We start from the raw sequence: 13,791 nt of genomic DNA on the forward strand, positions 1-13,791 counted from the left end.
CTTCACGGCCGATGCCCGTCGCGTGCAGCCGCACCTGCCCGTCGTGTGCACCCGCACCGGCGAGACAGCTCCGCCCGCGCAGCCAGTTGCGCGGGCGGAGGGTTTGTGGGGGCATCAGCTGCCTAGCTGCGCCTTCACGGCAGCCTGCTCGGCGACCTCCTCGGCGGTGGCGGCTTTCTCGCGTGCCTTCTCGGCGGCCTTGGCGTCGAGCCGGGCCCGCACGGCCGTCTGCTCAGCCAGCCTGGCGGCGTTCGCGGCCTTGCGCTTGGCCCGGTCGGCCAGCCACGCGTCCTGCTCCACGCGAGCCCCGTCGAACCCGGCCTTCATGTCGGCGCGCACCTGGTCCGCGGCGGCCTTGGCGGCCAGCTTGGCGTCGGCGGCGCGCTGCTTCGCCTTGGCGGCCGACCGGGCCGAGAGCCTGGCCTGGATCGCGGTCTCGTCGGCGACGCCCTGGGCGGCGGCTGCCTGCTGCGCGGCACGCTCGGCGGCCTCGGCGTCGCGCGATTCGACGACCAGACGCGGCGGCGGGGCCGCGAGCGCCGGAGTGGCGTGGATGATCGCGGGCGCGCCGAGTGCGGCGGCGAGCGTGGCGAGGACGGCGAATCGACGCGTGCGCAGTGCCATGACCTGACCCCCGTGTGAGCTGGATTACGTGCCCGGCGACCTCGTCGTCGCTCCAGGCACCTCCTACGATCCCGCAGGTCAAAGCCCCACACACCCCCCGAAAGCCAACTCCCACACCCCCCAAAGGTAAGCATCTTCGACGCCACCCGACCCCGCCTCCCCATGGAGACGCCGTACCACAGCCCCGGCAGAGATCGCCGTTTCAGGTCGGATCGCGCGGCTCCACCGCAGATCTTGACCGAAAACGGCGATCTTGCCCGGCAAGGCCGAACGGAACGCCGGACAGGAAAAGGGCGGCACCCTGTTAGGGGTGCCGCCCCGGTGGGGGTCAGGCAGGGGTTACTGCTTGACGAAGGCGCGGGTGAAGGCGGGATAGCCGAAGATGCTGTCGATGTAGACGCCGCCGACCTTCGAGCCGTGCATCACGAACATGACGTCCGCGTACAGCGGGACGGCCGGGGCCAGCTCCTTCATGATCCGCTCGTCCAGCTTGGCCCACTCGGGCGCCTGGGCGGCCGGGTCGAGAGCCAGGACGCGGTCGAACTCCGCGTTGATCGCGTCGTTGTTGACGTAGGACGTGTTGCTGTTGCCCTCGTCCTTGATGGTGCGGCCGTCGAAGAGCACCGGCAGCAGCGCTGCGCCGCTCGGCCAGTCGGCCGCCCAGGAGTCCAGGTACAGATCCCAGGGGTTGTTCTTCTTCTTGGTCTCGTCCAGCTTGCTGTCCGCCGGGATGACCTTGATTGTGATCTTGAAACCGGCCTTCTCCAGGTTGTTCTTCACCTGGGTGCCCAGCTCCTGCGCGCCCGAGTCGTCGCCGATGACCATCACCAGCTCGGGGGTCTTGCCGGCCAGCGTCGACTTCGCCTTCTCGATGTCGGCCGGGTAGGCGTCGTACTTCTTGAAGCCGAGCGTCGACGGCGGCATCAGGGTGGTCAGCGGGGCCACCTTCAGGTCGCCGCCGGCGGCCTTGACCATGCCGGGACGGTCGATGGCGTAGTTGAGTGCCTGGCGGACCGACAGGTCCGGCACCCGCTGGGTGTTGATGGACAGACGCCACGCGCTCGGGGTGGGCTCGCGCAGGGTGCGGTCCAGCAGGGCCTTGTCCCCGGCGACCTTGGCCACCAGCGAGGAGTCCACGCCGTTCCAGCCGAGGGTGGCCTTGTCGGCGTCACCGTCGGCGATGAGGCGGTTGGTCTGCGCCTCGGCGTTCGGGCCGAACTGGTAGACGAACTTGTCCGGGTACGCGTTGCGCACCGGGTCGGTGTTGGCGTCCCAGTGCTCGTTGCGCTCGAACACCATCTCCACGCCGACCGTGTTCTTGACCAGCTTGTACGGGCCGGACGAGAACGGCTTGTTGTCCAGGTCGACACCGAGGTCCTTGGCCGGCGGCAGCGGCGCGGTGGCCGGCAGCGAGGCGGCGAAGGGCAGGTCGCAGTGCGGCTTGGCGAACTCGAAGCGCAGCGTCTTGGCGTCGGGCGTGGTCAGGCCCGGGGGCAGCGAGGACTTGTTGGCCTTGAAGTCCCACTTCTTGTCGAAGGCGGCGTCGTCGGCCAGCCACTCCTGGATGTAGGTCGGGCCGCCGGCCAGGTCCGGGTCGAACGAGCGGGCGATGCCGTACGCGATCTCCTTAGACGTGATCGCGCTGCCATCCTCGAACTTCACCCCGTCCTTGATCTTGAATTCCCAGACCTTGCAGTCCTTGTTGACGTTGACGCCGGGGGTCTCCGCGAGGTCGCCTACCAGCACGACCTTGCCCTTGCCGTCGTCCTTCCAGGTGGTGAGGAAGCGCGCGTAGAGCGGGGCGGTGTTGAGGCCCACGAACGAGTAGACCCGCTGCGGGTCCATGTGCGAGATCTTGGTCTGCCGGATGACGGTGAACGTGCCGCCCTTGCTGGCGCCCGAGACCGCGGCCGCGGGGCCCATCGAGTCCTTCGGGTCCGTCGCGATCACGCCGCTGGACTGGCGGTCGGTGTCGACGCCGCTATCGGTGTTCGTGTTCTCGCTGCACGCGCCCAGGGCCACGGACAGCGCGAGCACGCTGCCCAGGGCCAATACCGCTCTCGATCTCATATTCACTCCCGTGCCGGTGGTGTGAAGGAAACTTACGAACTGTGTAGCAGTGATTGACGAATTTCGCCATACCTCTTCGTACGGCGGGCGGGGTGCGCTAGCCGAGCCGCACCCGCGGGTCGATGACCGCGTACAGCAGGTCGACCACGATGTTGGCGACGACGATGAAGACCGCCGAGATGAGCACGGTCGCCATGATCGTCGGAAGGTCGCCGAGACGGACCGCCTCGACGGCGGTGCGGCCCAGGCCCTGGATGCCGAAGGTGGTCTCGGTGATCACGGTGCCGCCGAGCGCGCCGCCGATGTCCAGCCCGGCGATGGTCACGATCGGGGTGATCGCCGCGCGCAGCGCGTGCCGGCCGTACGCCCGCGATTTGCTCAGGCCCTTGGCCCGCGCGGTGCGCACGAAGTCCTCGGCCAGGGTCTCCAGCATCTGCGCTCGCGACAGCCGCGCGTAGACCGCGGAGAACAGGAAGGCCAGCGCCACCCACGCGAGCACCAGCCCGCCGGCCCAGTCGAGCGGGTCCTCCCACAGCGAGGTGTAGTGCGGCACCGGCAGGATCTTCAGCGTGTACACAAAGATGATCATCAGCATGCCGCCCACGAAGTAGAGCTGCATGGACGCGCCGGTCAGCGAGAAGCCGATGGCGAGCCGGTCGAAGACGGTGCCCCGCTTGAGCGCCGACAGCATGCCCAGGCCGATGCCCAGCCCCAGCCACAGCACGGCCGCCGGGAGCACGATGCTCAGCGTCACCGGCAGCACCCGGGCGAAGATGTCTGACACCTCTTCGCTGCTGGTGTACGAGTAGCCCAGGCACGGCGCGTCGCAGTAGCCGCCCTGCGCGCTGCCCAGGTCCCGGCCCACGAAGATGCCCTTCATGTAGCCGGTGTACTGGTCGATGAGCGGGTCCTTCAGGCCCAGCTCGACGCGCACCCGCTCCAGCCGCTCGGGGTTGCAGTTCTTCACGCACATGGTGGCCACCGCGTCGCGCGGCAGCATGAAGAACATGCCGAAGGCGACCAGGCTGACGGCGAACATCGTCAGCGCACCGAGCAGCAGGCGCTTGATCAGGAATCGCAGCATCTCGTGCCTCCTACCGGGACGACTTGGGGTCGAGCGCGTCGCGCAGGCCGTCGCCGAACAGGTTGAACGCCAGCACCAGCAGGAAGATCACCACGCCCGGGAAGATGAGGTACGCCGGATCGGTCTGCGCGTAGCTCAGGCTCTTGTTGATCATCACGCCGAAGTCCGGGGTCGGGTCGACCACGCCGATGCCCAGGAAGGACAGCGCCGCCTCACCGGTGATGTAGCCCGGCACCGCCAGCGAGAACGACACCAGGATCGGCGCCCACAGGTTCGGCAGCAGCTGGCGGAACAGGATGTGGAACAACCCCGCGCCGCTGGCCCGTGCCGCCTCGATGAACTCCCGCTCGCGCAGCGAGATCACCTGCCCACGGACCAGGCGGGCCGTGCCGGTCCAGCCGAACAGCGCGAACAGGAAGATCATGACGCCGATCCGGAACGGCACCGGGATCTCGTCGCGCGGCCCGTAGAAGCGGGCGGTCACCGTCGGCATGATGGCCAGCGCGAAGATGAGGAACGGCAGCGCCAGCGCGAAGTCGATGACCCAGCTGATCACCGCGTCGATCCAGCCGCCCAGGTAGCCCGCGACGATGCCGAGCACGATGCCCAGTCCCGTGGTCAGCAGCGCGGCCGAGACCGCGATGAACAGCGACGTGCGCAGGCCGTATACGAGACGGATGAAGATGTCGCGGCCCAGCTGCGGTTCCAGGCCGAACCAGTGCTCGCCGGAGACGCCGCCGAAGTAGCCCAGCGGCAGGCTGTTGTTGGCGATCTTGTCCTGGAACTGCTCGAACGGGCTGATCCCGTACACCAGCTCGACCAGCGGCGCGGCCAGTCCGAGCACGACGAAGAACACCATGACCCAGCCGCTGACCATCGCGGTGCGGTTGGCCCGCAGCCGGGCCCAGGCCAGCCGGCCGGGAGACCGGCCCACCATGCCGGGCTGGTGCGCGACCGGAGCCGCGGCGGCGTCCACGCTTGCGGCCTCCGTCTCGATCTGCGACAGGCTCATGCCGCCACCTCGCTCACGTGCTCGACCCCGACGCCGACCGGCTCGGGGAAATGGCACGCCACTTCCTGCCCACTGCCCTCGCGTACCAGCAACGGGGGTTCCTCGGTGGCGCACACGTCCTGCGCCTTCCAGCAGCGGGTGCGGAAGCGGCAGCCGGACGGCGGGTTCAGCGGGGTCGGCACGTCGCCGGTCAGGCGGATGCGCTGCCGGGGCTCGCCGAACGCGGCCACGTCCGGCACCGCCGACAGCAACGCCTTGGTGTACGGGTGCCGCGGCCGCTCGTAGATGTCGGCCCGGTCGCCGATCTCGACGACCTTGCCCAGGTACATCACGGCGACCCGGCGGCTGAAGTGGCGCACGATGGCCAGGTCGTGCGCGATGAAGACGAAGGCCAGGTCGAGTTCCCGCTGCAGCTCGCGCAGCAGGTTCACCACCTGGGCCTGGATCGACACGTCCAGGGCCGACACCGGCTCGTCGGCGACGATCAGCTTCGGGCGCAGCGCGAGCGCCCGCGCGATGCCGATGCGCTGGCGCTGGCCGCCGGAGAACTCGTGCGGAAAGCGGTTGTAGTGCTCCGGGTTGAGCCCGACCAGCTCCAGCAGCTCCTGCACGCGGGCCTTGACTCCGCCGGGCGGGTTGATGCCGTTGACCTCCAGCGGCATCGCCACGATCTTGCCGACGGTGTGCCGGGGGTTCAGCGACGAGTACGGGTCCTGGAAGATGATCTGCAGGTCCTGCCGCAGCGGGCGCATCGCGCGGCGGCCCAGCTTGGTGATGTCGCGACCCTCGAACTCGATGCTGCCCGCGGTCGGCTCCAGCAGCCGCACCAGCATCCGGCCGGTGGTGGTCTTGCCGCAGCCCGACTCCCCGACCAGCCCGAGCGTCTCGCCCGCGTGCACGTCGAAGTCGAGCCCGTCGACCGCGCGCACCGCCGCCTTCGCCCCGGTCGCCCCCTGGCGCACGGCGAAGTGCTTGGTCAGCCCGCGCACCCTGAGCAACGGTTGCGTCACTGGGCCACCCCCACGTGTGCGATCTCGTCGGTATAGGTGCTGATGCGCTGCGGCTCAGGCAGGTGGCAGGCCACGCGGTGCCCGTCGGCCTGCACGGCGAGCAGCTGCGGCACCTGCGCGGCGCACGGCTCTGGCTTCATCGCGTACGCGCAGCGCGGGTGGAACGCGCAGCCGGCCGGCACGTTGATGAGGCTCGGCGGGTTGCCCTTGATCGGCTTGAGCTCGACCTCCGGGTCGCCGTGCAGGCTCGGGATGCTGGCCAGCAGGCCCCACGTGTACGGGTGCTGCGGCCCGCGCATCACCTGCGCGACGGTGCCGTGCTCGACGGCCCGGCCGCCGTACATGACCAGCACCTCGTCGGCGACCTGGCTCACCACGCCCAGGTCGTGGGTGATCAGGATGATCGCGCTGTGGAACTCCCGCTGCAGGTCGGCGAGCAGGTCGAGGATCTGCGCCTGCACGGTCACGTCGAGCGCGGTGGTCGGCTCGTCGGCGATGAGCAGCGCCGGATCGTTCATCAGCGACATCGCGATCATCACACGCTGGCGCATGCCCCCGGAGAACTCGTGCGGGTACTGGTGCAGGCGCCGGTCCGGCTGCGGGATGCCCACCCGGTCGAGCATGTCCAGCGCACGCTGCCTGGCCTGCGCCTTCGACGCGTCCGGATGGTGCGTGCGGTAGGCCTCCACCAGCTGCCGCCCGACCGTGTAGAACGGGTGCAGCGCCGACAGCGGGTCCTGGAAGATCATCGCGACGTCACGGCCGCGCAGCTTGCGCATGTCGCCGTCGGAGAGCCCGACGAGCTGCCGCCCGCCCAGGGTGATGCCGCCGGTGATCCGGGTGCGGGCCGGATCGTGCAGGCCCATGACCGCTAGACTCGTGACGCTCTTGCCCGAGCCGGACTCGCCGACGATGCCGAGCGTTCGCCCTCTGTGGAGGCCGAAGCTCACCCCGTCCACCGCACGGACCTCGCCGTCCGCGGTGTTGAAGCGCACCCGCAGGTCGTTGACCTGCAGATACGGGGGGCTTGCAGCGTCGTGCGTCATTGCCGCTCCCGTCCCTGCCGATGAAGAAAACTTTCAAACTCGTGCGCCAAAAGGTAACGGACCCCGGCGTGTCGTCACCAGACGCGCTAAGTAACAAGTGGCTAACGCCATCGGATTGATCGCTCGAATTGCCTGGCAAAGGGGCGAAAGAGCGCCCATGATTCCCCCGATTGCCAGGCAAGTCCGACGATCACGCCGCAGGGGCGTCGGATCGGTCAGTCGCGGACTAGGGTGGCGATCATGAGCTTTTTCGACGTCGCGGAGGCGGCGGTGGCGGCGGCGCTGGACGCGGGTGCGCGCTACGCCGACGCGCGGGTGATGCACAAGCGCTACGAGTCCATGGAGGCCCGCAACGGCGAGGTCGAGGAACTGAACTCGGACGAGTCCGCCGGCCTCGGCGTACGCGCGCTCGTCGGCTCCAGCTGGGGCTTCTACGCCGTACCGGACCTGTCCGACAGCGCGGCCCGGCTCGCCGGCGCCCGTGCCACGGCCATCGCCAAGGCCAGCGCCCGCGTCGCCGGGCCGGGCGTGGACCTGGTGCCGACCACCGTCGGCAGCGCGACCTGGGCCAGCGAGTGCCTGATCGACCCGCTCGCCGTGCCGCTGTCCGACAAGGGCGACCTGCTCACCCACGCCACCAAGACGATGGTCGAGCACGGCGCGGACCAGGCCACCGGGGTCTACCAGATCTGGGACACCCGCAAGTGGTTCGTCTCCAGCGAAGGCCACCGCATCGACCAGCACGTCCGCGAGTGCGGCGCGGGCATCCAGGCCACCGCGATCGGCGAGGGCGAGACCCAGGTGCGCTCCTACCCGGCGGCCCGCGGCCAGTACGGCACCCGCGGCTGGGAGCTCGTGCAGGGCCTGGACCTGCTCGCCCACGCGCCGCGCCTGGCCGACGAGTCGCGCGCGCTGCTGACCGCGCCGCTGTGCCCGAGCGGCGAGACCGCGCTGATCCTCGGCGGCGAGCAGCTGTTCCTGCAGATCCACGAGTCCGTCGGGCACGCCATCGAGCTGGACCGCATCCTCGGCTGGGAGGCCGCTTTCGCCGGCACGTCCTGGCTGGACCTGGCCCAGCTCGGCTCGCTGCGCTACGGCTCGGAGCTGATGAACATCACCATCGACCCGACCCTGCCCGGCGCGCTGGGCAGCTTCGGCTTCGACGACGAGGGCACCCCGGCGGCCAAGCGGTACGCCGTCAAGGACGGGATCTGGGTCGGGGTGCTGGCCGGGCGGGACTCGGCGGCACTGGCCGGACTCGACTACGGCGGAAGCGTGCGGGCCGACGGCTGGGCCCGGCTGCCCATGGTGCGGATGACCAACGTCGGCCTGGAACCCGGCCCGCACACCCTGGAGCAGATCATCGCCGAGACCGACGACGGGGTGTTCATGGAGAACAACCGCTCCTGGTCCATCGACGACAAGCGGCTCAACTTCCAGTTCGGCTGCGAGATCGCGTACGAGGTGAAGAACGGCAGGAAGGGCCGGATGCTGCGCAATCCCACGTACACCGGGATCGGGCCGAAGTTCTGGCAGTCCATGGACATGCTGTCCGGCGAGATCGAGTACTGGGGCACGCCGAACTGCGGCAAGGGCCAGCCGACCCAGGTCGGCCACACCGGCCACCCGTCCGCGCCGGCCCGCTTCCAGAACGTGCGCGTGGGGGTGCGGGCATGAACGTGGCTGCCACTGCCGAGCAGGTGCTGGAGCTGGCCCAGCGGGCGCTGCCCGGGGCCGAGATCGACGTGACCGCCGACGCGGTGCACCGGGCGCTGACCCGGTTCGCCAACTCGCGCATCCACCAGAACGTCGCCGAGGACACCGTCGCCGTGCGGCTGCGCGCCCACCTCGCCGGCCGTACCGTCAGCACGACCACCACGCTGACCGGCCCCGAGGGGCTGACCTCGCTGGTCGCGCGCACGGCCGCCGCGGTGCGCTCGGCTCCCCGCGACCCCGGCTGGCCCGGCCTGGCCGGCCCGGCCCCGCTCGTGCTGCCCGGCACGGTGGACGAGGCGACCCGCGACGCCTCCCCCGACGACCGGGCGGCCAGGGTGCGGGCCTTCGTCGACGCGGCGGGCGGCCTGGAGACGGCCGGCTACTGCCAGACCGGCCACTGGTCCGGCGTCTACCGCAACTCCGCAGGCCAGGCGCTGTCCGCACAGGCCACGACCGCGGAGTTGGACGGCATCGCGCGGGAGAACGGCGCGGACGGGGTGGCCCGCCGCTCCAGCGTGCGGCTGTCCGACCTCGACGGGGCGGCGCAGGGCGCTCGTGCCGCGGCCAAGGCCCGCTCCCAGGCGGACCCGGTCGAACTGCCGCCCGGCCACTACGAAGTGGTCCTCGAACCGGAGGCCGTGGCCGACCTGCTCACCAACTTCTCGCTGTTCGGCTTCAACGCCAAGGCGGTCCAGGAGCGGCGCTCGTTCGCCGAGCTGGGCGCGGCGCAGTTCGACGAGGCGATCAGCCTGTACGACGACCCGCGCGAGCCGTTCGACGGTGAGGGCACCCCGCGCACCCGGCTCGCCCTGGTGGAGAAGGGCGTCACGACGGCGCTGGCGCACGACCGGCGCACCGCCGCGGCGGCCGGGACCGCGTCGACCGGCCACGGGGGCAGCCCGGCCTGGGGTCCGATGCCGAACAACCTCGGCTTCGCCCCGGGCAACGCCACCGTCGAGGAGATGATCTCGCGGGTGCGCCGCGGCCTGCTGATCACCGATCTCTGGTACACCCGGGTCCTCGACCCGCGCACCCTGGCGCTCACCGGCCTGACCCGCAACGGCGTCTGGCTGATCGAGGGCGGCGAGGTGACCCGCCCGGTGCGCAACATGCGCTTCACCCAGCTCTACCCACAGGCCCTCGGGCCGGGCGCGGTGCTCGGCGTCGGCGCGGACGCGGTGCCCCAGCCATCCCGCGTCTTCCTCGGCGCATGGACCTCCCCGGCCCTGCACCTGGCCTCCTGGAACATCACCGGCAACGCCAGCGGCTGACGTCCCGCCCGCCCCTTGATCGCTCGACTTGCCCGGCACCTGTGCGTATCTTGCGCTCGCATTCGCACACCTGCCTGGTAAGTCGAGCGATCTTGGCCGCATTACCGCTGGTGGCAGAAGTCGACAAGGCTGCGATGCGACACATCACAGTGTCCCGAGTCACATGATCGACATCTTTCGGCGTAACGTGTCCGTGATTGATCCACGCACGTGTTCCCACGACTGCGTATCTCAGGGAGCGACGAAGATGACGACGACGGCAACGAGGCCGGCCGGCGCGAAACCGCGCGCCGCGATCGAGGCCAAGACGTTGCGCACCGACCGCTGGTGGCTCGCACCGGTGCTGACGGTCATTGGCCTCACCGCCTGGGTCGCGTACGCGACCTTCCGGGTGTTCATGCAGAAGCTGTACTGGGTCGACGCGTACCACTACCTGACCCCGTTCTACTCCCCCTGCGTCTCGCTGGGCTGCGACCCGGCCGCCGCCGAGTTCGGACGGTTCATCCCGGACAGCCCGCTGATCCCGTTCGCGGCGCTGTCCCTGCCGTTCCTGCTGCTCTTCCGGCTGACCTGCTACTACTACCGCAAGGCGTACTACCGGTCGTTCTGGCTGTCGCCGCCGGCCTGCGCGGTGCCCGACGGGCACACGAAGTACTCCGGCGAGACCCGGTTCCCGCTCATCTTCCAGAACGCGCACCGGTACGCCTTCTACGCCGCCGTGCTGATCTCGCTCCTGAACACCTGGGACGCCGTCATCGCGATGCACTCCCCGAGCGGCTTCGGGTTCGGGCTGGGCAACGTGATCCTGTGGATCAACGTGATCATGCTGTGGGCGTACACCGCCTCCTGCCACTCCTGCCGGCACATCATCGGCGGCCGCCTCAAGCACTTCTCCAAGCACCCGGTGCGCTACCGCCTGTGGGGTTGGGTGTCCAAGCTGAACGCCCGGCACATGGGGCTGGCCTGGATCACGCTGGCGACGCTGGCCCTCACCGACTTCTACATCATGGGTCTCGCCGCCGGCTGGTGGAACGACCTGCGGTTCATCGGCTGAGCCGGGACAGGGGCACAAAATGATCAACATTGAGAAGCACTGGTACGACGTCGTCGTGATCGGCGCCGGCGGCGCGGGTCTGCGCGCCGCGATCGAGGCCCGGCTGGCCGGCAAGAAGGTCGCCATCATCTCGAAGTCGCTGTTCGGCAAGGCCCACACGGTCATGGCCGAGGGCGGCGCGGCCGCCGCGATGGGCAACGTCAACCCGAACGACAACTGGATGGTCCACTTCCGCGACACCATGCGCGGCGGCAAGTTCCTGAACAACTACCGGATGGCCGAGCTGCACGCCAAGGAGGCGCCGGAGCGGATCTGGGAGCTGGAGACGTACGGCGCGCTCTTCGACCGGACCAAGGACGGCAAGATCTCGCAGCGCAACTTCGGCGGCCACGAGTACCCGCGCCTGGCCCACGTCGGCGACCGCACCGGCCTGGAACTGATCCGCACCCTGCAGCAGAAGATCGTCTCGCTGCAGCAGGAGGACAAGGCCCAGCACGGCGCGTACGACGCCCGGCTGCGCGTGTTCGCCGAGTGCACCATCACCGAGCTACTGCTCGACGAGACCGGCGGTCAGAAGCGGATCGCGGGCGCGTTCGGCTACCACCGCGAGTCCGGCGAGTTCGTGCTGTTCGAGGCCCCCGCCGTGGTGCTGGCCACCGGCGGCGTAGGCCGCTCCTACAAGGTCACCTCGAACTCCTGGGAGTACACCGGTGACGGCCACGCGCTGGCGCTGCGCGCCGGGGCGAAGCTGATCAACATGGAGTTCCTGCAGTTCCACCCGACCGGCATGGTGTGGCCGCCGTCGGTGCGGGGCATCCTGGTCACCGAGTCGGTCCGCGGCGACGGCGGCATCCTCAAGAACTCCGACGGCAAGCGCTTCATGTTCGAGTACGTCCCGGACGTGTTCCGCAAGCAGTACGCGGAGACGCCCGAGGAGGCCGACCGCTGGTACACCGACCCGGACAACAACCGGCGTCCCCCCGAGCTGCTGCCCCGCGACGAGGTGGCCCGCGCCATCAACTCCGAGGTCAAGGCCGGTCGCGGCACCAAGGCCGGCGGCGTCTACCTCGACATCGCCTCGCGCCGCCCGGCCGCCGAGATCCTCAAGAAGCTGCCGTCGATGTACCACCAGTTCAAGGAGCTGGCCGACGTCGACATCACGTCGCAGCCGATGGAGGTCGGCCCGACCTGCCACTACGTGATGGGCGGCGTCGAGGTCGACCCGGACACCGCGTCCGCGGGCGTGCTGGGCCTCTACGCGGCCGGCGAGGTGTCCGGCGGCATGCACGGCTCCAACCGCCTCGGCGGCAACTCCCTGTCCGACCTGCTGGTCTTCGGCAAGCGCGCGGGCGAGTACGCGGCGAGCTACACCGACACCCTGGCCAAGCGGCCCAAGGTGAACGACAAGCAGGTCGCGGCTGCGGTCGAGGAGGCGCTGACGCCGCTGGCACGCGACGGCGGCGAGAACCCGTACACCCTGCAGAGTGACCTTCAGGACGTGATGGGCGACCTGGTCGGCATCATCCGCCGCAAGGGCGAGCTGCAGGAGTCGCTGTCGCGCCTGTCGGAGCTGAAGGAGCGCATCCGCAAGGTCGGCGCGACCGGCGGCCGCCGGTACAACCCGGGCTGGCACCTCGCCCTCGACCTGCGCAACATGCTGGTCGTGTCGGAGTGCACCGCGAAGGCGGCGCTGGAGCGCGAGGAGTCGCGCGGCGGCCACACCCGCGAGGACTTCCCGAAGATGGACTCGAAGTGGCGGCAGGTCAACCTGGTCTGCGCGCTCACCCCCACCGGCGACGTGGACCTCACCCACCAGCCGATCCCCACGATGACCCCCGACCTGCTCGCCCTGTTCGACAAGTCCGAGCTGGCCAAGTACATGACCGACAAGGAGCTGTCATGACCGTGCGGCAATTCAAGGTGTGGCGCGGGGACGCGGCCGGCGGCCAGCTCAACGACTACAAGGTCGAGGTCAACGAGGGTGAGGTCGTGCTCGACGTCATCCACCGGCTGCAGGCCACCCAGGAGCCCGACCTGGCCTGCCGCTGGAACTGCAAGGCCGGCAAGTGCGGCTCCTGCTCGATGGAGATCAACGGCATGCCCCGCCTCGGTTGCATGACCCGGATGTCCACCTTCGAGGAGGACGAGACCATCACGGTCACCCCGCTGCGGACCTTCCCGGTCATCCGCGACCTGGTCACCGACGTGTCCTTCAACTACCAGAAGGCACAGGAGATGCCCGCGTTCGCGCCGCCCGCCGACGTGGCCCCCGGCGAGTACCGGATGCAGCAGATCGACGTGGAGCGCTCGCAGGAGTTCCGCAAGTGCATCGAGTGCTTCCTGTGCCAGAACACCTGCCACGTCGTACGCGACCACGACGAGAACAAGCCGGCCTTCTCCGGACCGCGCCTGTTCATCCGCGCCGCCGAGCTGGACATGCACCCCCTCGACGCCCGCCACGACCGCAAGGAGATCGCGCAGCAGTCCCAGGGCCTGGGCTACTGCAACATCACCAAGTGCTGCACCGAGGTCTGCCCCGAACACATCAAGATCACCGACAACGCCATCATCCCCATGAAGGAACGGGTCGTGGATCGCCGCTATGATCCGCTGGTGGTATTCGGACGCAAAATTCTCCGCCGTGACCAGCTGGCCGCCACCGTGCCCGCCGGCCCCACCGTGCACGCCGGCCCCGTGACGGTCACCGACGGCCAGGCCCCGGTCGACTTCGGCCGCGAACTAACGCCGCCCCAGCCGTCAGAGGTCAACCCCTCCGGCCACGTGAACCTGAACGAAATGCTCTCCGACCGGGCGGCTGCCGCCTCCCCCTTCGGCGACGACATCACGTTCCCCATCAACCCGGCCACGCTGAACTACTACCACCCCGAGCGCTGAAGACACGAT

The 13,791-nt window shown here is 69.6% G+C and carries 11 protein-coding genes; 5 read left to right on the forward strand and 6 right to left on the reverse strand.

Features of this window, described 5'->3' with window-relative positions; translation table 11 throughout:
- Positions 1-114: 114 nt before the first annotated feature.
- From AB0B66_RS02270 to AB0B66_RS02295, 6 genes are all read right to left on the reverse strand, one after another.
- A complete protein-coding gene (locus tag AB0B66_RS02270) occupies positions 115-624 on the reverse strand; it encodes a hypothetical protein (RefSeq protein ID WP_360521504.1) in 510 nt (169 codons plus the stop codon).
- 339 nt (positions 625-963) lie between these two features.
- Positions 964-2,694: an ABC transporter substrate-binding protein gene (locus tag AB0B66_RS02275; protein ID WP_360521507.1), complete on the reverse strand. Its 1,731-nt coding sequence runs from the start codon at positions 2,692-2,694 to the stop codon at positions 964-966.
- 97 nt (positions 2,695-2,791) lie between these two features.
- Positions 2,792-3,778 carry an ABC transporter permease gene (locus AB0B66_RS02280; protein ID WP_360521510.1) on the reverse strand — a complete coding sequence of 329 codons (987 nt, stop codon included), beginning with the start codon at positions 3,776-3,778 and terminating at the stop codon, positions 2,792-2,794.
- 10 nt (positions 3,779-3,788) lie between these two features.
- Positions 3,789-4,790 carry an ABC transporter permease gene (locus AB0B66_RS02285; RefSeq protein ID WP_360521513.1) on the reverse strand — a complete coding sequence of 334 codons (1,002 nt, stop codon included), beginning with the start codon at positions 4,788-4,790 and terminating at the stop codon, positions 3,789-3,791.
- Entirely contained in the window at positions 4,787-5,800 is a 1,014-nt protein-coding gene (locus tag AB0B66_RS02290) for a dipeptide ABC transporter ATP-binding protein (RefSeq protein ID WP_360521516.1), read from the reverse strand. Before AB0B66_RS02290 ends, AB0B66_RS02285 begins: the two co-directional genes overlap by 4 nt.
- Entirely contained in the window at positions 5,797-6,846 is a 1,050-nt protein-coding gene (locus tag AB0B66_RS02295) for an ABC transporter ATP-binding protein (RefSeq protein ID WP_360521520.1), read from the reverse strand. The genes AB0B66_RS02290 and AB0B66_RS02295 overlap by 4 nt, the downstream gene beginning before the upstream one ends.
- Before the next feature lie 240 nt (positions 6,847-7,086).
- Between AB0B66_RS02295 and AB0B66_RS02300 the strand changes: the two genes are divergently transcribed.
- The 5 genes from AB0B66_RS02300 (at position 7,087) to AB0B66_RS02320 (ending at position 13,782) form a co-directional block, all read left to right on the forward strand.
- Positions 7,087-8,523, forward strand: coding sequence for a TldD/PmbA family protein (locus AB0B66_RS02300; protein WP_360521523.1), 1,437 nt, complete (start codon positions 7,087-7,089; stop codon positions 8,521-8,523).
- Positions 8,520-9,833, forward strand: a complete 1,314-nt coding sequence (locus AB0B66_RS02305) for a metallopeptidase TldD-related protein (RefSeq protein WP_360521526.1) — start codon at positions 8,520-8,522, stop codon at positions 9,831-9,833. Before AB0B66_RS02300 ends, AB0B66_RS02305 begins: the two co-directional genes overlap by 4 nt.
- 247 nt (positions 9,834-10,080) lie before the next feature.
- The gene (locus AB0B66_RS02310; RefSeq protein ID WP_360521529.1) at positions 10,081-10,887 is read left to right on the forward strand and encodes a hypothetical protein; all 807 of its coding nucleotides are present in this window, start codon (positions 10,081-10,083) and stop codon (positions 10,885-10,887) included.
- A 19-nt stretch (positions 10,888-10,906) separates the two neighbouring features.
- The gene (locus tag AB0B66_RS02315; protein WP_360521532.1) at positions 10,907-12,790 is read left to right on the forward strand and encodes a fumarate reductase/succinate dehydrogenase flavoprotein subunit; all 1,884 of its coding nucleotides are present in this window, start codon (positions 10,907-10,909) and stop codon (positions 12,788-12,790) included.
- Positions 12,787-13,782 (forward strand): succinate dehydrogenase/fumarate reductase iron-sulfur subunit, encoded by a 996-nt coding sequence (locus AB0B66_RS02320; protein ID WP_360521535.1) that lies wholly within the window; start codon positions 12,787-12,789, stop codon positions 13,780-13,782. Before AB0B66_RS02315 ends, AB0B66_RS02320 begins: the two co-directional genes overlap by 4 nt.
- Positions 13,783-13,791 lie beyond the last annotated feature (9 nt).

This window comes from Catellatospora sp. NPDC049111, from assembly GCF_040648615.1.
In the GTDB taxonomy this organism is placed as follows: Bacteria; Actinomycetota; Actinomycetes; order Mycobacteriales; family Micromonosporaceae; genus Catellatospora; species Catellatospora aurea.

What these genes read in the sequence shown, in the direction of transcription:
- AB0B66_RS02270 (WP_360521504.1), bottom strand. Translation starts at nt 624, where the DNA reads ATGGCACTGCGCACGCGTCGATTCGCCGTCCTCGCCACGCTCGCCGCC.
- AB0B66_RS02275 (WP_360521507.1), bottom strand. Translation starts at nt 2,694, where the DNA reads ATGAGATCGAGAGCGGTATTGGCCCTGGGCAGCGTGCTCGCGCTGTCC.
- AB0B66_RS02280 (WP_360521510.1), bottom strand. Translation starts at nt 3,778, where the DNA reads ATGCTGCGATTCCTGATCAAGCGCCTGCTGCTCGGTGCGCTGACGATG.
- AB0B66_RS02285 (WP_360521513.1), bottom strand. Translation starts at nt 4,790, where the DNA reads ATGAGCCTGTCGCAGATCGAGACGGAGGCCGCAAGCGTGGACGCCGCC.
- AB0B66_RS02295 (WP_360521520.1), bottom strand. Translation starts at nt 6,846, where the DNA reads ATGACGCACGACGCTGCAAGCCCCCCGTATCTGCAGGTCAACGACCTG.
- AB0B66_RS02300 (WP_360521523.1), top strand. Translation starts at nt 7,087, where the DNA reads ATGAGCTTTTTCGACGTCGCGGAGGCGGCGGTGGCGGCGGCGCTGGAC.
- AB0B66_RS02305 (WP_360521526.1), top strand. Translation starts at nt 8,520, where the DNA reads ATGAACGTGGCTGCCACTGCCGAGCAGGTGCTGGAGCTGGCCCAGCGG.
- AB0B66_RS02310 (WP_360521529.1), top strand. Translation starts at nt 10,081, where the DNA reads ATGACGACGACGGCAACGAGGCCGGCCGGCGCGAAACCGCGCGCCGCG.
- AB0B66_RS02315 (WP_360521532.1), top strand. Translation starts at nt 10,907, where the DNA reads ATGATCAACATTGAGAAGCACTGGTACGACGTCGTCGTGATCGGCGCC.
- AB0B66_RS02320 (WP_360521535.1), top strand. Translation starts at nt 12,787, where the DNA reads ATGACCGTGCGGCAATTCAAGGTGTGGCGCGGGGACGCGGCCGGCGGC.